Source organism: Pantoea sp. MT58, from assembly GCF_014495885.1.
GTDB lineage: Bacteria > Pseudomonadota > Gammaproteobacteria > Enterobacterales > Enterobacteriaceae > Pantoea > Pantoea eucalypti.
Genome location: NZ_CP061083.1, coordinates 2,391,569 through 2,413,362, shown reverse-complemented (window position 1 = coordinate 2,413,362; position 21,794 = coordinate 2,391,569). Strand labels below are relative to the sequence as shown.

Here is a 21,794-nt window from a genome sequence, read left to right as displayed (position 1 = left end):
TTGCCAGTTACACATCTTTAGCTGGCATTCCGCCTCGTAGCAATGAGTATTGAGGCATCTATTTTTAACTCGTCATATGATCCGCTGCAATAATAAAAGACGCTTGTCTGACCCTCTGGTATTGCCTGACTTCGGGCAATACCCGGGTTAATTCACCGATTACCATCTGTCCGGGAAATCATCATGTTCTCACGCATTACTGCTCAGCTGCCGGCGGACGGCCTGCTGTTCCATACGCTCACCGGCACCGAGACGCTGTCCCGTCCCTTTGTGCTCACCGCCGAACTGCTGGCCACCGACGCGCGCATCGACCGTCACGCCCTGCTGGGCAAGCCGGTGACGTTTACGCTGCCCACCGACGGCCTGATGAACGCGCTGAGCCCGCGCTACCTCAACGGCAAAATCACCCGGGTGGCGGTGCGCAGCCAGGAGCTGAGCGGCACCCGCTACGCGGTCTACCAGCTTACGGTGGAGCCGGACCTGTGGCCGATGCAGCGCGACCGCAACCTGCGCATCTTCCAGAGCCAGACGGTGCCGCAGATTGTGCAGACGCTGCTGAAGGAGTACGCGGTCAGCGTGGAGACGCGCCTGGCGGGCAACTACCGGGTGTGGGAGTACTGCGTTCAGTATCAGGAGAGCAGCCTGGACTTCATCAGCCGCCTGATGGAGCTGGAGGGGATTTACTACTTCTTCCGCCACGAGGCGGACAAACATACGCTGGTGCTGTGCGACGCGCCGGACCAGCACCAGGCGTTTCCGGGCTATGAGACCATCGCCTATCACGTCACCCCGTCGGGCGGCGTGGTGACGGAAGAGGGCATCAGCCAGTGGTCGCTGGCGGAGAGCGTGACGCCGGGCATCTACAGCACCGACGACTACGACTTCCGCAAGCCGAACGCGTGGATGCTGCAGGCGCGGCAGAACCCGGCGTCGCCGGTGCCGGGCTCGGTGGACGTCTACGACTGGCCGGGTCACTTTGTCGACCACAGCCACGGCGAGTCCTACGCGCGCATCCGTCAGGAGGTGTGGCAGGCCGAGCACCACAGCGTCAGCGGGTCGGGCACCGCCACCGGCATCGCGCCTGGCTTCACCTTCGCCATCATCAACGCGCCGCACTTCAGCGACAACGGCGAATATCTGGTGACCTCGGCGACCTATGACTTCGCCGAGAACAGTTACGCCAGCGGCGACACCAGTGACAGCCGTCACAACATCAGCTTCACGGTGCTGCCGTCGTCGGTGACGTACCGCACGCCGCCGGAGACGCCGTGGCCGAAAACGCACGGCCCGCAGACCGCGAAGGTGGTGGGGCCGAAAGGCGAGTCGATCTGGACCGACCGCTACGGCCGGGTGAAGGTGAAGTTTCACTGGGACCGGCTGGCGAAGGGCGACGACACCAGCTCCTGCTGGGTGCGCGTCTCCAGCGCCTGGGCGGGTCAGGGGTTCGGCGGGGTGCAGATCCCGCGGGTCAACGACGAGGTGGTGGTGGACTTCATCAACGGCGATCCGGACCGTCCGCTGATCATCGGCCGGGTGTATAACGAGGCGAGCATGCCGCCGTGGGCGCTGCCGGCGGCGGCGACGCAGATGGGCTTTTTAAGCCGGTCGAAGGATGGCACGGCGGACACCGCGAACGCGCTGAGGTTTGAGGATAAGGCGGGTGAGGAACACCTGTGGATCCAGGCGCAGAAGAACATGGATACCCATGTTAAAAATGACGCCAGCCATTCCGTCGCCAACAATCACAGCCATTATGCGGGCGGCAATGAGTTGTATCGGGTCGAAACCAATCGTGTTCACGGTGTTAAAGGGGGCGAAGAGCGGCTGACCGGTAAAGGCAAACTTGATGCGGTAGTCGATACCTATGTTGTGGGCTCGGGCACTAAACTTCGCCTTGAATGCGGAGAGAGCGCTATCGAACTCAATGCGAATGGCCAGATTAATATTGTGGGTAAAGGCTTCAATATTTTCGTGCAGGGCGATGGTCATATCACCACCTCTGGCGGCAAACTTAACCTGAACACAGATGGTGCGAAGCCAGGCACTAGCGCACCGGGCTCCAGTCATAAACAGAACATCAGCCAGGCGGTGGAGAACCTATTCCCGCCGAAGCAAAAAGGCCAGGCCGCGCCCGCTGCACCAAAGGCTGCGGCGGCACCGGCGAAAGGGGCGGCTGCACCGTTGGCCAATTCTGCTTCTGGCGATAAGAAGAGCAAATATGACTACTCGGTAGATGAAATGGTCAAAAAGCAAAAAGGACTTAAAGCCACGCCAGTGAAATGGGATAAAACCAAAAAAGGCTTTGTAAACGCAACCGAGGATGATATTAAAAAATATGTCGATCCTGCCAACCACATGGAAGGCAAAGACAAATATCAGTTTGTGGATCTTTCCTCCTCAGCCGGAATTAGCAAAGAGGATATGAGCACTTTCCTTAAAGATAAAGGCACGCTGTCCGGTCAGGAACAAACTTACCTGGATGCAGCTAAAAAATATAATGTCAATGAGGCATACCTGGCCGCGCATTCCGCGCTGGAGACGGGAAATGGCACCAGTGAGTTAGCTAAAGGTGTCATGGTTAATGGAACCAAAGTTTACAATATGTATGGTATCGGCGCGCTTGATGGCAATGCGGTAAAAACCGGTGCTAACTATGCCTATAAGCAGGGCTGGACAACGCCGGAAAAGGCGATTGACGGCGGCGCTAAATGGATATCTGATAAGTTTGTTGGCTCTGGTCAGAATACTTTGTATAAAATGCGCTGGAATCCGGCCTCGCCGGGTACACATCAGTATGCGACAGATGTTAACTGGGCTACTGCTCAGACAACCAGCATGAAGAAAATGTTCGACAGTTTTCCGAATGCGAATCTTTCTTATGACATACCTGAGTTTAAATAAGGGACTGATAAAAATGATTTTTTCTATGAGAAAGGCAGTGTTGTCGTTTGCGCTGCTGTTCCCTGCCGTTCAGGTAAATCTGGCTACTGCGGCTGCAAGCCTTACGGCCCCTGCAGCCTTAACAGCCGCTGACTTTAGCGTGAAAATCAATAATCATCCTTTTACATTAGGTGATAAATGGAGCGATGAAACTCAGAAGCAGGTGGGCGCGCAGATTAGTGAAAACTTTGTTGGCGATGTGCCTGCCGGTGACATCAGCTATAAGTACTACCAGCACAAATATGATGGTTTTGAAATCTACACTGCAAACCTGTTCTGGCAAAAAGAGCAGCGTGATATCGACAGCTATCTTATTGCACAGATCACCATCAACACGCCTGCGATCAAAACAGCCAGAGGTGTAGAAATTGGTGACAGTCAGGATGTGCTGGTCAGTAAATATGGTCAGGGCACAGTGGATGACAGTGATAACCAGCACTGGTTATATTATGACGCTGATCACAAACGCATGTCATTTCAGTTAGAGCATAAAAAAGTCAGTCATATTATGATGACGATTAATACGGATGATTGAAAGGGGTTCTGCGTGATATGTTGCGCGGAATTGAATTATGTTATATCTCTGATGTGATCATTATTGTTAAAAATGACAGAGTAGTTATGGTTAAATTTTTACCTTTAATAGTTTTTTCATTGCCTTTGACCGTGCTTGCCAATAACGCATGCCCGATGTTGAGTGATTCTGCCAACGCAAAAGGCGTGCGTTTCGACAATACAGATAATGTCTACAAGGTTGGCGGGTCAGGACGGCTGCAGTTTTATTCTGCGCCTGATAGCCGTTGTGCAGAAAAAGATGTTTTTGTGGTGCCTGGCAATGAATTATATGCTTACGTCGAATATGGAAAGTATTACAGCGTAATGTATGTGGCCAATGACGGAAACCAGGTTAATGGCTGGGTCGAGAAATTCAGATTAGTTGAAACACATACTGGTATCGCACCCAATTATGATGAAAATAAATAGTTAATTCCTCTGCTGTTAATAACATCCCGTTTTTACTTTCCCCATATGGAAATCTATTATGAATTACCAATTCAATGAGGGCGCCTTTGCGCTTTTTCCTGCTGTCTGGCAGGACACCACCATGAATATTCTCCGCGACGAAGCCAGTGGGCTGGCATGGGTTGTAAGCCGTGGTGTTATTTCTGAGGGCAGTGATGCGGAAAAAGAATTCCAGCGTCAGTGGGACACGTTGCGGAGTCAGATGGGTCACATCCAGCAGAGTGAGTTTGTACGCGTGATGGCGGGTGTAGATAACACCTTACACGCAATTGAAGTTGAAAATATGTTTGACCGTAATGGGCAGGCCGTGTGGCAGAAACAGCTGGCTACGCAGGTGCCGGACTCGAACACCTTAATGATTTTTACGCTCTCCGCGATGCGTCCATTCAATGAAGAAGACGGACAGCGCTGGAGTGCTTTTAAACAAAGCCTGACTCTGAACACGCCACGGAAAGCATAACTTATGGATAATCCTGCGGCCCGCGTGGGCGATGAGATCATTCACTCCAGCATTTTTGCTGATATCACCAGCATTGTGGCAGAAGGTGCGGCGTATGCCGTCATTGGTGCCGCAGTGGGTGCTGCTATCGTCTCGGCAGCGCCCCTGCTGGGTACAGGGGCGGCAGCGGCGAGTGTCGCTGCCGTGGGTAACAGTTGCCTGCTCAGCGGTATTCTTGGCGGTATACTGGCCAATGCCGTGGGTCTGTCACAGGAGATCAGCAAAGCGGCCGATGGCCTGGGAAACATGATATTCCCGCCGTCACCCGCCGGTGTGATATCCAGCGGTTCAGACAACGTTTACGTAAATGGTCTTTTAGCCGTGCGCGCGGCCGGGATGCTCACGCCCGGCGAGACACCGCCACCGGAACCGCAATCACCGAAGAGCTTTGCCGACTACGGCGGCATGCTGCTCTCTGCGGTGGGCCAGTTTGGCAGTGCAATGTGGCAACCTACGGTCGCCTCCGCCGATGCGGGCACCTCTCCGCTGGAGCAGGACAAAGTGGCCTGTGAAAAACACAGTGGACCGCAATATCTGGCGCAGGGATCCAAAAGCGTCTTTATCAATGGCCAGCCTGCGGTGCGCGCAAAGGATAAAACCACCTGCGATGCAACTGTAAGCGACGATGTGTCCCCCAATGTCATCATTGGTGGTGAAACGGTCACGGTCAGAGAGATCAAAAGCGGCAAGGTGCCAGGCCTGGCTGTGATGATGATCGGCCTTTCTCTGATCCGTGGTCGCCCCAGTCAGATCCTCAAAAACATGCCCTGCGCGCTGGCCGGTGCCGTGGGCGGTATGGCAGCAGACATGGCCATCAACGCGGCTTTCTCGTCGCTGTTCCCGGTTCATGCGGCGACCGGCGTCAAAGTCCTGAATGATGATGCCGAGCGCGATTTTTCCCTTCCCGGACGTTTCCCGCTTAGTTTTCAGCGCAGCTATAACAGCCTGACTCAGCGCGCCGGCCTGTTCGGTCAGGGCTGGGCCACGGTGTTTGACAGTTACCTGACGCTGGAAGGGAATCGGGCGACCTGGTTTGATGACAACGGACGCGAGCTGAGCTTTGACGTTCCTGGTGAAAAAGAGGTGCTCTACAGCATCAGCGAAGGGTTGATGGTGCGGCGCAACGAGTCAGGCGATATCGCCATTGCCGATGACGACGGTGCGGTCTGGCGTCTATACCGACGCACGGCTGCTGATCCGCAGGTGCTGCGTCTGGCTTCACTGAGTGATGAGTACGGCAACGCCCTGGAGATGGGCTGGGATGAACAGGCTCGTCTGGTGCGTATTCATGACGCGCCGCTGGCGATCGACGTTACGCTGCACTACGACGACAAACATCACGCGCGGCGCCCGACATCAGCCAGCCATTTTGATGGCGATCAACACTGGCCTCTGACGCGCTGGACATACACTGAACAGGGCCAACTTGCCAGCGTTACTGATGCGGCTGGCGTTGTGTCGCGGCGCTTCCGGTACAACGACGACGGGTTAATGGTCTGGCATCAGCTGCCCGGCGGGCTGGAAAGCGAATATCGCTGGCAGAAGCTGGATCACTGGCGCGTGGTAGAGAACCGCACCAATACCGGTGATGGCTGCCACATGCATTACGATCTCGAGGCGGGCATCACGCGCGTGTCGACCTATGACGGCCAGCAGCGCGAACACCACTGGAATGCCGCGTGCCTCATCACCTGTTTTATCGACGAGCGGGGCGAGAAGTGGCGCTACGAGTGGGATGAAAACGAACTCCTGACGCGCCGCATCGATCCGCTGGGCAACGCGGTGAGCTTCACCTATGACGATCTGGGCAACCGCATTGAAGAGAAAGATGCTGACGGCGGTGTGCAGGCTGTGCAATGGCTGTCCCACCGTTCGCTGCCGACAGTGGTTGCCGGAGCAGACGGTTCCACCACGAAGTACTATTACGATCCCCATCATGGCCTTGAGCGCGTTGTTGATGCGCTCGGGCAAAGCACGCTCTATAAACGGGATGAATTCGGACTGGTTGTCGAGGAGATCGACGCAGCGGGTAACAGCTACCGCCGGGAGTTTAACGATGCCGGCCAGGTTATCCGTGAAACCGACTGTTCAGGATTGACCACGCGCTACCGTTATCATCCCCTGGGATGGCTCAGCTCTGTCATCGCGCCGGATGGTGAAGAAACCCGTTATCACTATGACGCAGCAGGCCGTCCTCTTCAGCTGGAACGCGCAGAAGGATGGGAAGAGCGGTTGCACTGGAGTGAAAGTGGACTGCCGCTGGCCTATGAATCGGCTGATGGCAAGCGCAGTGAATTCCGTTACGACAACGTCGGGCGACTGATCGCCAGCCGCAATGCAGAGGGTGAGACGGTTCAGCGAAGCTGGGACAGCCGTGGCCGATTGACGGCGCTGCAAAACGAGAACGGCGAGCAGTATCAGTTCGAGTGGGGCGCGGATTCTCTGTTGCTGGCTCAGATCGGGCTGGATGGCGTTGCAACGCGATATGATTATGACGCAGCGGGCCGCACGGTATCACGTACCTTTGCCGCCTGGCATCCTCAGTCCATCACCCATCGCTATCACTGGAGCCGTGCGGGACAACTGCTGGCGCGGACCACGCCGGAAGGCCAGACGCGTTATCACTACAGCGGTGGCGGTCAGCTGGGTAAAGTGTCGCAGCATCTGCCGCTTTCAGACACCGAGTGGAGCCAGCAGGCCGAGCAGGAGATCACCTTTAAATATGATGCGCTGGGCCGCATCGTTGCTGAACAGGGAGAGCAGGGCGAACTGGCATGGGAGTATGACGCGCTGGGTAACTGCACAGCCTTAACCCTGCCGGATGGTCGCAATCTCAGGCAGCTTTACTACGGCAGCGGTCATTTACTGAGCATCGCGTTAGACAACCTGCCGGTCACCGAGTTTACCCGTGACACGCTGCACCGGGAACTGAGCCGGACGCAGGGCGGCCTGACCATGCGCAGTGAGTATGATCGGTTAGGCAGGCTGCGCCACCGTGACGTGTTCAGGGGAGACGCACAGCGTCCTGCACCGCGCGTCTGGTCCCGTCGCCGTGACTTCGATTACGGCAACAACCTGGTCCGTGAAGAGCGCGACGATAATCCGTTCAGCCAGACATTATGGAACTACGATAACGCCGGCCGGCTCTTGTCTCAGGAGGGCGCGCAGCCGGGTAATGAGCAGTGGCGCTGGGATGGCGCAGGCAACCCGCTGGATCGCCATAGTGCCGCTCATGTCATGCATAACCGTGTCACAGAACTGAACGGTATCCGCTGGCAATATGATATTCATGGCCGTACCACTGAGAAGGATGATGGTCAGACCCGCTGGCGATATCGCTACGATGGTGAGCATCGCCTGACGGACGTCATCAGCGAGCCACGGGACCGTAATAAGCCGCGCACTAAGGTGAGTTTCCGCTACGATCCGCTGGGACGCCGCATCAGTAAAACCAGCCAGCAGCTGTTACAGGGAAGACCATCTGGCAACGTCGTAACGACGCGTTTTGTGTGGGAAGGCTACCGCCTGCTGCAGGAAATCCACGACGGCACTCCGCTGACCTATGTTTACAGCGACAGCCAGAGCTATGAACCGCTGGCCCGTATTGATGGTGTTGAAAGCCCGGAGATTTACTGGTTTCATAATGCGGCCAACGGGATGCCGGAGCTGCTGACCGACAGTGAAGGGCAAAAAGCCTGGGAAGGGATCAACAGCCCGTGGGGCAAACTGCTACGCGAGTCCAGCCAGCGGATGCCTATCATTCAGCAGAACCTGCGTATGCAGGGCCAGTACCTGGACCGGGAAACCGGACTGCACTACAATCTGTTTCGTTATTATGACCCGGACAGCGGCCGGTTCACCCAGCAGGACCCGATAGGGCTGGCGGGCGGGATTAACCTTTACCAGTATGCGCCGAATGCGCTGGGATGGGTGGATCCGTGGGGGTTGAGTAGGTGTAGTCTTAAAGGAAAGTATAAAGAAATTGATAAGGCAGAATTACCTGATTGGATAAGGGATTCTTTCAAAGATGGAGAATATAAAACAGTTTTAACAACTGAGGATGTGACCTTGTATCGCGTTTTTGGTGGTAATGCGAAAATAGATGGCTCATTTGTTGGTACATCTCCGGCGCTGAATAAAATTCAGGCGAAAATAGATGCTGCACTTTTACCGGAATGGAAAAATACCAGACAATTCGAGGCAACTTTAAAAATCCCGAAAGGAACGATTCTTCAGATTGGGAAAGTTGAGAAGCAGATTATGAAATCTGGTGCAGTTCTTGAGGGTGGGGTGGACCAGATACTGCTTCCGCACGGATATCCTGTCAGTTGGATAACTGATGTTAGATTTTTATAATTGAGAAATTAACTATGAACAAGCAACAACTATTGGTTGAAATAGATAAGACATCTTCTTACATAGAAGGAGTTATGAATGGCGAAAATAAAGGGAGGTTAATAGTATTTATTGATGAGTTGAAGTTGCTTAAAGTTAAAGTTATGAATAACAGTATTATGAATAATCCTTTAAGAGGTTTTCCGCGTCGCTATGCTGAGATGTATAACGATTACCTCCATGCAATAACGGATGTAATGAGCAAAATTGAAAAGTCTGTCGATGCATATTTGGATAGCAACTAATTCTTGCTTTAGTATTAATGGCTTTGCCTTAATGAAAAGAGGTGGGCGAATCCTGTGGTTGCGCTTATACCTTTTTATATTGTTGTATACTTAGTAAAATAAGAGAGTGCTTTAACTAAGTTTTATTGGCTTTGTTTCTTTTTACTGACTAGAATGTGATAGTTGTCACTTTATTCTAATTAGATTGGAAATTGTTATTCTTAAATTAAATATAATTATAAATAATCTTACATCCATTGTTTACTACAGTATGATCAGCTTCCATGATATGGTGCTGTAAATATCCAACAGATGTATGCTGGTCATAGGGCAATAGAGTTCGATAAAATCGATATTTTACCGGAGAGAGAATGATAGATTTTTTTTCCTACAGTGAGGTTTTAGATTTTCTTGAAACATTTTTCCAAAAAAGGATTAAAAATGAAGAGTATCGTGAGGAGATGAACGCTATCATTGATGGTAGTCGTAAAAATAAAACAGTTTCAATACGGGCTATAGATGTTTGTTTTATGAATTATCGTAAGGTTATGGGTGATTTTAGTCTTCCTACAGATGAGGAGATGGAAATCTGGAAGCAGTTATTTAATTTTTGGCAGTGATGCTTGAATTAATTCAAGTGAATGTCGAGTTGTGCTTCGCTTTACAGTGGGTATTTAATTGCCATGTTTAGATGATGATTATTTTTAAAATATTTTCTTCATATGGAATGCAAGTCCTCTATTAGGGCTTTTGAGTCAAAGTTGAGTAATGGAATGGCTGTTTTTTTGTGCAATCAAAAAAGGTAAGCTTGTTATTATATCACCTGCATAATGATATGAAGTTTTGGTGCGGTAACAATGGTTTTTCCATTTCGCATTTCAATATCTAAAAAACTCTCTTTTTACCCTGTTGAGCCTATAAGGAGATAAAATGAACCTGCCAGGAATGAATCCCGAAAATAACTTACCGGGTTATGACATCGCGAGACTAACCGGTTATGGGGCACCTGATTTTGATTTCAAAGCGCTGGGTGCAGCAATGGATTGTACCCGGGAGTTTTATCAGGCTGGCATCATCTATGCAGATGGCGCACAGCGTTATCTTGTCCGGCCTGGTCAGCGTCATCCTAATGGCCAAAGTGGTATCGTCACACATCTTATTGTGACCAAAACGCCTAAGCAAGCCACAGCGTCTGATACGGGCAAGTCACTGAGTGAAGCAGTCAGCGCGACCTCAATGGGCACGGAGATTGCCTCGACCGTTCTTTCCTGTGGTGCCATGATTATCACCGCTGGCGTGGCGGTTATCGGTGCTTCAGCAACGCCGATAACGGCTGGCAGTAGCGGCGTGCTTGTCGCCATTGGTTATGCCGGTGCTGCGGCAACAGGTGTGCAGTGTATTAATGGTATCTACCGGGTTTATGATCTCGTCGAAAACGGTGGTGAAAACGTCGCGTGGCTGGACTCTCAGGAGTGGTACGTTGCCACTTCAACGTCTCTTGACCTTATTTCACTTGCCAGTGTGGGCGGTGCATTAAAAGAAGCCCTGGCAACATGGCGAGCGATGAAATCGGTCTCTTCTTTAAAAGCTACGGAGTGGCTCAGGAACTATCCAAGGCAGGACAGGGCGCGGCTTACTGAATTAATCATCAAGGCACAAAACCCGGGTATAACTAATAAAGAGCTCAAAGCCGCCATCCGTGCAGGACTTTATCCAAAACGTTTCCCTGTAGAGCCGGTGCAAAAAGAACTTGTTAAGCAACTCGCACAGGTCGTCACCAGTGCAGCGGCTGTGGCTGGCAGTGCTGTCAGTGGTATCATTGCTGCTCCAGGTAACGTCCCGCGCACCGGACGCTACATCGTGGGAACAATCCAGTCACTGGCGGTAATTTAATGCAATTTTTATCATGGCTTATTGGACGTAATATCACTGAACTCCTGCAACAGGGGCGCGAAATAGATCAGGCAATCGCACGGCAGGATGATTCCATACTTGCCCGATCTACTTCAGAGCTTGAGCGCTATTTTAAACAGCCTTCTGAGGCGCTGCCCCGGCAAAATGGCTTCCCCGTTGCAATTGTGCTGATGCTGTTACTGGTTGCATTTGCATTTAATCTGCTGACATTTCTGCACGCTTTACCTCCTCTGAGTCCACAGATACACGCGTTGAGTTTTTTTGTTCCCTCAATTGTTGTTATTGGCGCGATACTCACGTCCAGTTACCTGCTTGCGCGAGGCCATACAGCGGGTGTGGCGGGACTGGCTTATGTCTGTGCAATGTTGCTTATATCGACTGTTTTACTCCTGAGCTACAGCGTTGTTACTGCTAGCCACTCGGGCCTGTGGCTGATTCTGGCACTCGCTGCTTTAGTGGGTGCTCGCTGGGTACTGAATGGGCAGGGTTTCGTCCTGTTTGCCATTTACTGCCGGACACAACGCCTTGCCAGCGTCGCCCGGCAGCGTCGCATGAAATAACCCATACGGGTCTGTAGGGCTGTTATCGCGGAATACCCCTTCCGCGAATCTTTTCTTTTTTTCTATCAGACCTGTCGTTGATAGATTTCGATAATGAGGATTGCCATGCAAAATTCAGGTTTCTTCGGCGCGACTTCGATTACAGTAACGTCCTGAGCCTTGAAAATCGTGATGATATACGTTCAGCCAGACATGATAGAAATACGATAACGGCAGTTGGTTATTGTCGCAGGAAGGTGCGCAGGCAGTTAAGGAACAACGACTCTGGTATAGCGCAGGCAACCCGCTGAATTGCGAGTCCACCCAGCGAAAATCAGTAGTTCAGCAGAACCTGCGTATTCTATATGGCATGAGACGGGTGCAAATAATTTTTGGCCGCCTGGCGTATATACTTTTGGGTGAATTCCAGATGAAATTATAGATCACAAAGTCAGTAAATGAATTTTTTATTAATATAGTTTAAAGAAAGGAGTAAATGATGGGAAAGACTATATTTAGTGGCTACGGCATGTTTATTACCCAAGAGGATGGAAAGTATTTTATCAACTATGATGCTGGTGGGATTTCTAATAAAGATGTTAAGTCTGAGATAAGCGAAGAAGAGTTTAATAAAGCCAGGCTATGCGAACAAGACGCTTATGAAGTAATCATTCGCACTCAAGTTAGAGATAAAATAAACTGCCAGCAGTGAGCTGATTATTTTGTGATTTCACTAACTCCAAAGGCGGCAAAACTATGTTTCTGTAGTTCGACTTTTCAAATCTACCAGTGGCATTAAGTGCTGGATAAACCATTTCCTCCCCTTGCCCATATCCATCCCTTCTCCCCGAATACAATCTTTTTCCTATGACCCACCCCTTGCTTGAACCCATTCCCTGTGCCAAACCCCCTGAAAAACCCACCCATCATCACTATTCCCTCTGGCTATAACCTGCTGTTATACCCTCCTGCTAAACAAGCATTCGTCACCTTTCAGAACGCATGAAATAGTGGTTTCAGAACCTGATCTTTTGGCTGAAACGAGAGACAACATGCTAATCCCACAACCCTATTTACTCTTTCTTGGCGATGTTACCGATCCCCTCGCGGCAAAAACGGCGCGCGGTATTCATATCTGGCGGCCGGAGCAGTGCGTTGGCGAAATTAAACTGCCGGGCTGCACGGTCAGTCTGGGTCTGGATGAACTGGATATTCCCGGCGCCAAAGCACGTGGCGCGAAAACGCTGGTACTAGGCACAGCTAATGCCGGCGGCTATCTGCCTGCACACTGGCTGGAAACGATTAAAAGTGCCATTCAGGCAGGCATGAATGTGGCCAGTGGTCTGCACCATCGGCTGGTGGACGAACCGGAACTGGTCGCGCTTGCGCAGGTTGCTGGTGTTGCGCTGTTTGACCTGCGTCATATGCGTCCGGCGCTCAGTGTGGGCAGCGGTAAGAAGCGTTCAGGTAAGCGGATACTGACGGTGGGTACGGACTGCTCAGTGGGCAAGATGTACACCTCTCTGGCGCTGGAAGCGGCGATGCGCGCGCGCGGTATGAAAGCCGATTTCCGTGCCACGGGGCAGACCGGTATTCTGGTCGCAGGGGAGGGTATTGCTGTGGATGCGGTCATCGCTGACTTTATTGCCGGTGCCGCAGAAGCGCTGTCACCGGCGAATGACGAGGACCACTGGGATATCGTTGAAGGGCAGGGCTCATTGTTCCATCCCTCCTATGCGGGCGTGAGTATGGGGCTGATGCACGGTGCGCAACCACACTGGCTGGTGATGTGTCATGAAATGGGACGTCCCCATATGCGTCATTTGCCACACCAGCCCATGGTCAGCCTGCAGGCGTGCGTGGAAGCCAATCTGCGTGCCGCGCAGGTGACCAGTGAGTCGGTTCAGCTCGCTGGCTTTGCAATCAACACCTCCAATTACAGTGAAGAAGAGGCGCTCGCTTATTGCGCCGAAATCAGCGCTGAGTTCGGCTTACCGGCCACGGATCCGGTGCGCTTTGGTATTGATGAGATCGCCGCACTGCTTCAGGAGCGTGGCTGAAATGCGACAGTTGCAGATTGAGGTGGTGGAGCTGCCGCTGGCGCGACCCTTTGCTATCGCACGCGGTACCCGAACCGCCGTGACGGTCATCCGGGTCACACTGGAGCAGGAGGGTTTCATCGGGCAGGGCGAATGTACCCCGACGGCGCGTTACGATGAGTCGCCGGAGAGCGTTCAGGCCATGCTCGAAGCCGTTCGTACTGAGGTAGAGTCGGGCCTGAGCCGTCATGATCTGCAACACCGTTTACCCGCCGGTTCAGCGCGCAACGTGCTGGACTGTGCGCTGTGGCGACTGGATGCCGCCCGGGCGAATCAGACGCTGTGGAAAATGAGTGCGTGCTCTCAGCCTGAGTCAGTCATTACGGCAGAAACCCTTAGCCTGGATACGCAGGAAAATATGGCTCTCGCGGCGGCGGATGCCGTGTTACGTGGCGCCATCCTGCTCAAAATTAAGCTCGACCGCAGTGAGATTCTGGAAAAAGTGGCGGCGATTCGTGCGGCGGCACCGCATGCCACGCTCATTATCGATGCCAATGAAGCCTGGTCGGGGCTGGACCTTGAAAGCCTGCTGGTGGCATTGAAGGCCTTCAATATTGCGATGGTCGAGCAACCCCTTCCCGCTGGACAGGATCATGACCTGCAACGCTTTAAGCATCCCATACCGGTCTGTGCCGATGAAAACTGCCATACGCGGGCGGATATTGCCGGATTACGCGATCGTTACGAAATGATCAACATCAAGCTGGATAAGTGCGGTGGCCTGACGGAAGCGCTGGCGATGGCGGATGAAGCCCGGACGCTGAATATGCGCATCATGGTCGGTTGCATGCTGGGCTCGTCACTGGCCATGGAAGCGGCATTGCCCGTCGCGGTTAACGCAGAGTTCGTCGATCTGGATGGCCCCATCTGGCTTGCCGCCGACAGTTCTCCTTTTTTGAGCTACTCCGAAGGCCGCATCTGGCTATAACTCTGCGAGGCGACGATGACGGACACACAACGTACTTCTCCTGCAACCCGCGCTGCCTTGCCATCCCCCGTGCTGGCGATTCAGGATCTCAGCGTCTCGTTTCATGGACGCAGTGGTGAAAATCAGGCACTCAAAGGCATCAGTTTTGCCATTCATCCGGGTGAAATTGTCGCTGTCGTGGGCGAAAGCGGCTCCGGTAAATCGGTCACGTCGCTGGCTGTGATGGGCCTGCTGGCAAATAACGGCTGTATCGATCGCGGCAGTATGCAGTTTTGCGACCGGAGCGGAAACGTGCATGCCTTAGAAACGCTGGATGACGCTCAGCGCCGCACACTGCGTGGCCGTGAAATGGCGATGATCTTTCAGGAGCCCATGACGTCGCTGAATCCGGTGCTGCGCGTTGATGATCAGCTTACAGAGGCATTACGCGATCACCATCTGTGTGACAAAAAGCAGGCCCATGCGCGCGTGCGTGAACTGCTGCGACAGGTGCGAATCGCCGATGTGGATCGCGTCATGAAAAGCTATCCGCACTCGCTGTCAGGCGGCATGCGGCAGCGTGTGATGATTGCGCAGGCCCTTGCCTGTGACCCGCAACTCCTGATTGCTGATGAGCCGACCACTGCGCTGGATGTCACCGTTCAGGCGCGCATTCTTCATATTCTGCGTGACCTGCAACGCGAGAAACAGATGGCGGTGCTGTTTATCACCCATGATATGGGCGTGGTAGCGGAAATCGCCGATCGCGTGGTGGTCATGCTGCGTGGCGAAGTGGTTGAACAGGGAACCGTATCTGAGATTTTTGCCGGCCCAAAGCACGCTTATACTCAGGCGTTACTGGCGGCAGTGCCAAAACTCGGCGATATGCGGGAACACGTGTGGCCGCAACGCTTTCCTCTGCCGGGTGCGCGCGAGGCTGTGCAAAGCGAACAGCAAACCGCTCGCTATGACGTTGCGCCGCTGCTGGATGTGCGCGGCCTGAAAGTCTATTACCCGATCCGCAGCGGCATCTTTTCAAGCCTTACGCATCATGTGCATGCAGTGGAACAGATTGATTTCAGTCTGTGGCCCGGTGAAACCCTGGCCATCGTGGGTGAAAGCGGCTGCGGCAAATCGACCACCGGACGGGCGCTGATGCGCCTCATCAACAGTGAAGCTGAAAGCATTCATTTTGAAGGAAAGGAAATCTCTGACCTGAAAGAGGCCGCGTTCCAGCCGCTGCGCCGTGAAATCCAGATGGTGTTTCAGGATCCTTATGCCTCACTGAATCCCCGCCTGACAGTGGGTTTTACCATTGCCGAGCCGTTACTGTTACATGGCATGGTCTCTTCACTGGAACAGGCTTCCCCACAGATTGATGCGTTGCTGAAGAGCGTCGGTCTCCTGCCAGAGCATGCACGTCGTTATCCGCACGAATTCTCGGGTGGTCAGCGTCAGCGTATTGCCATTGCCCGCGCTATGGCGCTGAAACCGAAAGTGATTATTGCGGATGAGGCGGTATCGGCGCTGGATGTCTCAATTCAGGCGCAGGTGGTCAATCTGATGATGGACCTGCAGCAGCAAACGGGCGTGGCATGGATTTTCATCTCTCACGATATGGCGGTCGTGGAGCGTATTGCGAATCGCGTCGCGGTGATGTACCTCGGCCAGATTGTGGAGCTGGGACCACGTCAGTCGGTCTTTAATCAGCCGCAACATCCCTATACCCAACGTCTGCTGGCCTCCGTGCCGGTTGCCGATCCAGAGAACCGTCAGCCCCGTCTTTTCGATGACAGCGAAATTCCCTCGCCGTTGCGTAAGGTGGGTGAAACGGTCACTAAACCCCGTTATCGCCAGGTTGCGCCCCAGCACTGGGTCGCTGACGGCATTGCATTGTAATTATCCTCAACGACCAGGAGAATCTATGAAAACGCTGTTTCGCCGTACTTCGCTAGCCCTCGCATTGACGACGACGCTGGTCATGACTGCGCAGGCACAGGATCTGCGCATTTCAATGTATGCCGATATCACGGGGCTGGATCCACATGACACCTCAGATAATGTCAGCTACTCGGTGCAGAGCGGCATCTTTGAGCGGTTGTTTCAGTTTGATCCCACGATGAAGCTGCAGCCCTGGCTGGCGACCGGTTATACCTCTAATGACAGTGCAACCGAATTTACGCTGACGCTGCGCAAAGGTGTCACTTTCCAGGACGGTACCCCGTTGGATGCCGAAGCCGTCAAAGCGAACCTTGATCGTCTGGCAGATCAGAAAAAAGGGCTGAAGCGTAATAGCCTCTACAAAATGATCGATAAGGTCACGGTAATGGCACCCGACCAGGTAAAAATCGATCTGAATCAGTCGTTCGGGGCCTTTATCAACACGCTGGCGCATCCTTCGGCGGTGATGTGGAGTCCATCCATTCTTAAGCAATACCCGGACGAAGCGCAGTTGCGACTGCATCCGGTCGGCACCGGTCCGTTTAAATTTGTTAACTGGACACCGGGCAAAGCGGTCACGCTGGCGAAGTATGACGGTTACTGGCAGAAGGGATGGCCTAAAGTTGACCATGTCATCTTCTCGCCGAGTCCGGAAGATGCGACACGCGTCGCCGCATTAAAATCGGGGCAGGTGGATGCCATCTGGCCACTGCCTTCAGACCTGATCGCCGCCGTGAAACAGGACAGCCATCTCTCCATTCAGCGCGATCCGAGCATTTATCTCTATTACATGGCGATCAACACGCAGCACAAGCCGCTGGCGGATGTTCGGGTGCGTCAGGCCATCAACTATGCGATTGACCGTAATCTGTGGCTGAAAGTGGCCTTTGCCGGTCTGGGTAAACCTGCCACATCCGCTATACCGGAAGGCGTACAGTTCTACCAGAAACAAACCGATCCTGAGTACAGTTATGCGCCGGACAAGGCCAAAGCTTTGCTGAAAGCGGCAGGCTATCCGAATGGTCTTGATCTTAAGCTCTGGGTGACCAATGCCACGGCCAGCGTGCGTGCCGCTCAGGTGCTGAAAGCGCAACTGACCACGGCAGGCATTCGGGCCACGGTGACGCCGATGGATTCCGGCACGCGCAACGCTAAGTTGTGGGGTGTACAGGACCCGAAAAAGGCCGAGTTTGACCTCTATTATGGTGGCTGGTCGACCTCAACAGGCGATGCCGACTGGGCGCTGCGTCCGCTGTTTGCCACCGAATCCTGGGTGCCGACCTCCTATAACGTCTCCTACTTCAGTAATCCTGACGCAGACAAAGCGATTGCAGCCGGGCTGGCGACGGCCGATCCGGCAAAGCGCGGCATTGCCTATGCACAGGCGCAAAAGGTCTTGTGGAAAGAAGCGCCGGTGGCGTTCCTTGGTACGCCAGATAACCTGGTGGGCAAGCGTAGCACCCTGAGCGGCGTTTCAATGCTGCCTGATGGCAATTTCCTGTTCACTCAGGCGTCCTTTAAATAAGACGGTTCTTCTCTCGTCACCACTCTGGATCGGGGCGGAGACGTGAGGAGGCCAGTCACACCTCATTTCAGGGAATGGCATGTTTGCATACATCATTCGCCGATTACTGGAGATGATCCCGGTTTTGCTGGTGGTCTCGTTGCTGGTATTCGGTTTTATCAAGCTCATGCCGGGCGACCCGGCGCGCGCTTATGCCGGACCGGATGCGCCCATCGAGGCCATCGAGGCGGCGCGTCAGCATCTCGGGCTTAACGATCCGCTGCCGCAGCAGTACCTCCACTGGATCGGCAGCCTGTTGCAGGGCGATCTGGGCACCACCTATCGCACTCAGCAACCGGTGCGGGAGGTGATTCGACAGGGCTTTATGCCGACGCTGTGGCTGGCCTTAGCAGGTTTTACCTGGTCCGTTATTCTCGGGTTGTTATTCGGCGTGATGGCGGCCCTGAAACGGGGAAGATGGCAGGACTGGACGCTGATGAGCGTGGCGGTAGGCGTTATTTCGATGCCCGCCTTCTGGCTGGGGCTGTTGCTTATTCAGTTCGTCGCGATGCCTTTTGGGCTGTTTTCGGTCAGCGGTTTTAACCAGGCCAGCGATATTGTCCTGCCCGCCATCACGCTGGGTTCGTCGGTTGCGGCGGTCATGGCGCGCTTTACCCGTTCGGCCTTTCTTGAGGTGGCGCAGGAAGATTACGTGCGCACCGCCAAAGCCAAAGGACTGCGTAACCGGCTGGTAACGTGGAAGCATGTGATGCGCAATGCGCTCATTCCGGTGATTACCATGCTGGGTCTGCAGTTCGGTTTTCTGCTGGGTGGCTCCATCGTCGTCGAGAGTGTTTTCAACTGGCCAGGGTTAGGCTGGTTATTGATTGAGTCGATCAAAGCGCAGGATCAGCCGGTGATTCAGGCACTCGTGATGTTGTTCGTGTTTGAATTTATTGTGATTAATCTGCTGGTCGATCTGCTTTACGCGGTAGTTAACCCAGCCATTCGCCTGCGACAGGAGCCGAAATGAGTAGTCAATTGCTGACTGACAACCCGCCTCAGATCATTCGTTCGCCGTGGCGTGATTTCCTGCATGCCTTCGTGCGTAACCCTCTGGCACTGGTCTCAGGCGGCTTTGTGCTGCTGTTGATTGTGGTGGCGATCTTTGCGCCCTGGCTGGCGCCCTGGGATCCTATGGCCCCGGACTGGATGGCGTTATCGTCACCGCCAACGGCGGCACACTGGATGGGGACCGATGAACTGGGGCGCGACCTGCTTAGTCGCATTATCTATGGCGCGCGTATTTCGCTCTATATCGGCGTGCTGTCGGTGACGATCGGCATGCTGGTCGGGGTCATGTTCGGGTTACTGGCGGGCTATTACGGCGGTTGGGTTGATATGTTGATCATGCGCGGTGCCGACGTCTTATTCGCGTTTCCCGGCATGTTGCTGGCCATTGCGGTGGTGGCGCTGCTGGGGACGGGCCTTAACAATGTCATTATCGCGGTCGCGGTATTCAGCGTGCCGGTATTTGCCCGCATCGTGCGGGCATCGACGCTCTCTCTGAAGCAGGCTGCCTATGTTGAAGCCGTACGCTGTGCCGGTGCGCCAGACCGCGTGATTATTCTGCGGCATATTCTGCCCGGCACGCTCTCCAGCGTAATTGTCTATTTTACCATGCGCATTGGTACCAGTATTCTGACTGCGGCGGGCCTGAGTTTTATCGGACTGGGTCCGGAGCCAGACGTGCCGGAATGGGGCAATATTCTGGCGATGAGCCGCAGCATGATGATGGCCGGATCCTGGCACATGAGCGTATTTCCAGGGCTGGCGATTTTTATCACCGTGCTGGCATTCAATCTGCTTGGCGACGCGTTGCGCGATACACTCGATCCCAAACTCAAAGGCTGACGATGGATTACCAACAACTACAGCGCGATCTGCTGCTTGATCGCTGGCGTAACCTGCGTCAGCTTGGGCAGCCACGAAGCGCCTGCGGACCCACTAATCGCATCAGCGATGTTGCGGGCGTGCGTGTCGGACATTACACGCTGAATGAAGGCGAAAAGCAGACTGGCGTCACCGCTATCCTGCCGCCGGGCGATAATCTGTTTCTCACACCGCTGCCGTGTGGGGCTGAGGTGCTGAACGGCTTTGCGAAACCCGTCGGACTGGTTCAGATAGAGGAACTTGGCGTGCTTCAGACGCCGATTCTGCTCAGTAACACGCTGGCGGTTGGCACGCTGTTTACCGCGCTGGTGCGCGATGCCATCCGTTGTAACCCGGAACTGGGTAGGACGTTGCCCACGGTGAACCCACTGGTGCTGGAGTGCAACGATGGCTGGCTGAATGATATCCAGGCGCTGGCAATCAGTGAGGATATGGCTAAGGCGGCGCTGCAGACGGCCTCCGCAGACTTCGCGCGTGGCAGCGTCGGCGCGGGACGCGGGATGAGCTGTTTCAGTCTGAAAGGGGGCATCGGAACCGCCTCACGGGTAATTCCTTCACTCAACGCCACGCTTGGCGTGCTGGTATTGGCCAATTTCGGCGCGCTGGAGGCACTCACACTGGATGGCGTCCGGGCGGGCGAGATGATTGCGCCGCTGCTCGCCGGAGAGGCGCCGCAGCGTGATGCCGGCTCTGTCATCATCATCATGGCAACAGATGCCCCGCTGGACACACGGCAGCTAAAGCGCATCGCGAAGCGAGCCGGTGCCGGTCTTGGAAGGCTGGGCAGTTACTGGGGACACGGCTCGGGCGATATTGCCGTGGCGTTTTCCACGCAACCGCTGCCACTGCCGCCACAGGACGACACGCTGGAGCCGCTGTTTGCTGCCGCAGCGGATGCAACGGAACAGGCTGTACTCGATGCCTTGTTGAGCGCAGAGGCTGTTACTGGCTTTCGCGGTCATCATCGTCCCTCACTGACGCAGATTCTGGATAAATTAACCTCATGAAAATTTTTATCTCGGCCGACATTGAAGGTATCGCGGGGGTCATGCGCCCGGAGCAATGTTCACCCGGCCACCCGGAGCATCAGATCGCCCGTGGTCTGATGGAGCAGGAAGTGAATGCCGCGATTGCGGGTGCGTTTGCGGGTGGGGCAACCGAAGTGGTGGTTGCAGACAGCCATGCTCAGATGACCAATTTGCGTGCGGAAAATATCGATCCCCGCGCCCGACTGGTGCAGGGCAAACCCCGCTGCCTGTCGATGGTGGAGGGGATAGAACAGCAGACGTTCGACGGGCTGTTTCTGGTGGGATTTCACAGCGCAGCAGGTGAATCTGGCGTACTGGCGCATACCATTAACGGTCGGGCATTCTGGCGTATCCATATTAATGATGTGGTGATGGGCGAAACCGATATTTATGCGGCTGCCGCTGCTGAACAGGGCACGCCATTGCTGCTGGTCACGGGTGACGATCAGTTACAGAGCTGGATAGCGGAATATTACCCAGCGGTCGATTACGTCTGTGTAAAGCGCGCCATTTCGCATACCTGCGCGGAATCGGTCAGTCCGCAGGCGGCACAGCATGCGATCGCTGCCGCGGCAAGTGCCGCACTGCAACATCTCCATCAGGTGAGCACAACCCGCCTGACGGCACCTTACACGATGCGGCTTCAGGCCACTAAACCTGTACTGGCCGATCTGTTCAGTCTTATCCCCGGCGTCACGCGCCTTGATGCCGTTACCGTGGCGTATCAGGCGGAGAAAATGGAAACGTTGATCAGCTTACTCAGTGCATTCTCCTATCTGGCGAGTACGCAGTCGTAGCAACTTTATGCCGGGGCTGCACTGATTTTGC

18 protein-coding genes are annotated in these 21,794 nt (G+C 54.2%); all 18 read left to right on the top strand.

Going from position 1 to position 21,794, the window contains the following annotated elements; all coding sequences use genetic code 11:
• Window positions 1–183: 183 nt before the first annotated feature.
• The 18 genes from tssI (at window position 184) to IAI47_RS11320 (ending at window position 21,763) form a co-directional block, all read left to right on the top strand.
• On the top strand, window positions 184–2,901 hold the full coding sequence (gene tssI, locus IAI47_RS11405) for a type VI secretion system tip protein TssI/VgrG (protein ID WP_187961129.1): 2,718 nt from the start codon (window positions 184–186) through the stop codon (window positions 2,899–2,901).
• Entirely contained in the window at window positions 2,879–3,475 is a 597-nt protein-coding gene (locus tag IAI47_RS11400) for a hypothetical protein (protein ID WP_223296451.1), read from the top strand. The genes tssI and IAI47_RS11400 overlap by 23 nt, the downstream gene beginning before the upstream one ends.
• 17 nt (window positions 3,476–3,492) lie before the next feature.
• Complete coding sequence (locus IAI47_RS11395; protein ID WP_223296452.1) at window positions 3,493–3,924, top strand: hypothetical protein; 432 nt, start codon at window positions 3,493–3,495, stop codon at window positions 3,922–3,924.
• 58 nt (window positions 3,925–3,982) lie between these two features.
• Entirely contained in the window at window positions 3,983–4,423 is a 441-nt protein-coding gene (locus IAI47_RS11390; protein WP_008926136.1) for a DcrB-related protein, read from the top strand.
• 3 nt (window positions 4,424–4,426) lie between these two features.
• The gene (locus IAI47_RS11385; RefSeq protein WP_187961128.1) at window positions 4,427–8,818 is read left to right on the top strand and encodes an RHS repeat-associated core domain-containing protein; all 4,392 of its coding nucleotides are present in this window, start codon (window positions 4,427–4,429) and stop codon (window positions 8,816–8,818) included.
• A 14-nt stretch (window positions 8,819–8,832) separates the two neighbouring features.
• A complete protein-coding gene (locus IAI47_RS11380; protein WP_008926138.1) occupies window positions 8,833–9,102 on the top strand; it encodes a hypothetical protein in 270 nt (89 codons plus the stop codon).
• A 350-nt stretch (window positions 9,103–9,452) separates the two neighbouring features.
• Window positions 9,453–9,701 carry a hypothetical protein gene (locus IAI47_RS11375; protein ID WP_008926139.1) on the top strand — a complete coding sequence of 83 codons (249 nt, stop codon included), beginning with the start codon at window positions 9,453–9,455 and terminating at the stop codon, window positions 9,699–9,701.
• Window positions 9,702–10,011: 310 nt separating this feature from the next.
• Window positions 10,012–10,974, top strand: a complete 963-nt coding sequence (locus IAI47_RS11370; protein WP_008926140.1) for a hypothetical protein — start codon at window positions 10,012–10,014, stop codon at window positions 10,972–10,974.
• The gene (locus IAI47_RS11365; RefSeq protein WP_008926141.1) at window positions 10,974–11,555 is read left to right on the top strand and encodes a hypothetical protein; all 582 of its coding nucleotides are present in this window, start codon (window positions 10,974–10,976) and stop codon (window positions 11,553–11,555) included. Before IAI47_RS11370 ends, IAI47_RS11365 begins: the two co-directional genes overlap by 1 nt.
• A gap of 478 nt (window positions 11,556–12,033) precedes the next feature.
• On the top strand, window positions 12,034–12,246 hold the full coding sequence (locus IAI47_RS11360) for a hypothetical protein (RefSeq protein WP_008926142.1): 213 nt from the start codon (window positions 12,034–12,036) through the stop codon (window positions 12,244–12,246).
• A gap of 340 nt (window positions 12,247–12,586) precedes the next feature.
• Complete coding sequence (dgcN, locus tag IAI47_RS11355) at window positions 12,587–13,594, top strand: N-acetyltransferase DgcN (RefSeq protein ID WP_008926143.1); 1,008 nt, start codon at window positions 12,587–12,589, stop codon at window positions 13,592–13,594.
• 1 nt (window position 13,595) lies between these two features.
• Window positions 13,596–14,561 (top strand): N-acetyl-D-Glu racemase DgcA, encoded by a 966-nt coding sequence (gene dgcA / locus IAI47_RS11350; protein ID WP_008926144.1) that lies wholly within the window; start codon window positions 13,596–13,598, stop codon window positions 14,559–14,561.
• A gap of 15 nt (window positions 14,562–14,576) precedes the next feature.
• Window positions 14,577–16,439, top strand: a complete 1,863-nt coding sequence (locus IAI47_RS11345; RefSeq protein ID WP_008926145.1) for an ABC transporter ATP-binding protein — start codon at window positions 14,577–14,579, stop codon at window positions 16,437–16,439.
• Between the two features lie 25 nt (window positions 16,440–16,464).
• Window positions 16,465–18,006, top strand: a complete 1,542-nt coding sequence (locus tag IAI47_RS11340) for a glutathione ABC transporter substrate-binding protein (protein ID WP_008926146.1) — start codon at window positions 16,465–16,467, stop codon at window positions 18,004–18,006.
• Window positions 18,007–18,085: 79 nt separating this feature from the next.
• The gene (locus IAI47_RS11335; RefSeq protein ID WP_008926147.1) at window positions 18,086–19,018 is read left to right on the top strand and encodes an ABC transporter permease; all 933 of its coding nucleotides are present in this window, start codon (window positions 18,086–18,088) and stop codon (window positions 19,016–19,018) included.
• Window positions 19,015–19,899: an ABC transporter permease subunit gene (locus IAI47_RS11330; protein WP_008926148.1), complete on the top strand. Its 885-nt coding sequence runs from the start codon at window positions 19,015–19,017 to the stop codon at window positions 19,897–19,899. Before IAI47_RS11335 ends, IAI47_RS11330 begins: the two co-directional genes overlap by 4 nt.
• A 2-nt stretch (window positions 19,900–19,901) precedes the next feature.
• The gene (locus IAI47_RS11325) at window positions 19,902–20,945 is read left to right on the top strand and encodes a P1 family peptidase (RefSeq protein ID WP_008926149.1); all 1,044 of its coding nucleotides are present in this window, start codon (window positions 19,902–19,904) and stop codon (window positions 20,943–20,945) included.
• Window positions 20,942–21,763, top strand: a complete 822-nt coding sequence (locus tag IAI47_RS11320; RefSeq protein WP_008926150.1) for a M55 family metallopeptidase — start codon at window positions 20,942–20,944, stop codon at window positions 21,761–21,763. Before IAI47_RS11325 ends, IAI47_RS11320 begins: the two co-directional genes overlap by 4 nt.
• Window positions 21,764–21,794 lie beyond the last annotated feature (31 nt).

Excerpts from the sequence above, each read along its gene's own strand:
- IAI47_RS11330 (WP_008926148.1), top strand. The coding sequence starts at position 19,015 with ATGAGTAGTCAATTGCTGACTGACAACCCGCCTCAGATCATTCGTTCG.
- IAI47_RS11385 (WP_187961128.1), top strand. The coding sequence starts at position 4,427 with ATGGATAATCCTGCGGCCCGCGTGGGCGATGAGATCATTCACTCCAGC.
- IAI47_RS11380 (WP_008926138.1), top strand. The coding sequence starts at position 8,833 with ATGAACAAGCAACAACTATTGGTTGAAATAGATAAGACATCTTCTTAC.
- tssI (WP_187961129.1), top strand. The coding sequence starts at position 184 with ATGTTCTCACGCATTACTGCTCAGCTGCCGGCGGACGGCCTGCTGTTC.
- IAI47_RS11320 (WP_008926150.1), top strand. The coding sequence starts at position 20,942 with ATGAAAATTTTTATCTCGGCCGACATTGAAGGTATCGCGGGGGTCATG.
- IAI47_RS11365 (WP_008926141.1), top strand. The coding sequence starts at position 10,974 with ATGCAATTTTTATCATGGCTTATTGGACGTAATATCACTGAACTCCTG.
- IAI47_RS11400 (WP_223296451.1), top strand. The coding sequence starts at position 2,879 with ATGACATACCTGAGTTTAAATAAGGGACTGATAAAAATGATTTTTTCT.
- dgcN (WP_008926143.1), top strand. The coding sequence starts at position 12,587 with ATGCTAATCCCACAACCCTATTTACTCTTTCTTGGCGATGTTACCGAT.
- IAI47_RS11375 (WP_008926139.1), top strand. The coding sequence starts at position 9,453 with ATGATAGATTTTTTTTCCTACAGTGAGGTTTTAGATTTTCTTGAAACA.
- IAI47_RS11395 (WP_223296452.1), top strand. The coding sequence starts at position 3,493 with ATGTTGCGCGGAATTGAATTATGTTATATCTCTGATGTGATCATTATT.
- IAI47_RS11370 (WP_008926140.1), top strand. The coding sequence starts at position 10,012 with ATGAACCTGCCAGGAATGAATCCCGAAAATAACTTACCGGGTTATGAC.
- IAI47_RS11325 (WP_008926149.1), top strand. The coding sequence starts at position 19,902 with ATGGATTACCAACAACTACAGCGCGATCTGCTGCTTGATCGCTGGCGT.
- IAI47_RS11360 (WP_008926142.1), top strand. The coding sequence starts at position 12,034 with ATGGGAAAGACTATATTTAGTGGCTACGGCATGTTTATTACCCAAGAG.
- IAI47_RS11340 (WP_008926146.1), top strand. The coding sequence starts at position 16,465 with ATGAAAACGCTGTTTCGCCGTACTTCGCTAGCCCTCGCATTGACGACG.
- IAI47_RS11390 (WP_008926136.1), top strand. The coding sequence starts at position 3,983 with ATGAATTACCAATTCAATGAGGGCGCCTTTGCGCTTTTTCCTGCTGTC.
- IAI47_RS11345 (WP_008926145.1), top strand. The coding sequence starts at position 14,577 with ATGACGGACACACAACGTACTTCTCCTGCAACCCGCGCTGCCTTGCCA.
- dgcA (WP_008926144.1), top strand. The coding sequence starts at position 13,596 with ATGCGACAGTTGCAGATTGAGGTGGTGGAGCTGCCGCTGGCGCGACCC.
- IAI47_RS11335 (WP_008926147.1), top strand. The coding sequence starts at position 18,086 with ATGTTTGCATACATCATTCGCCGATTACTGGAGATGATCCCGGTTTTG.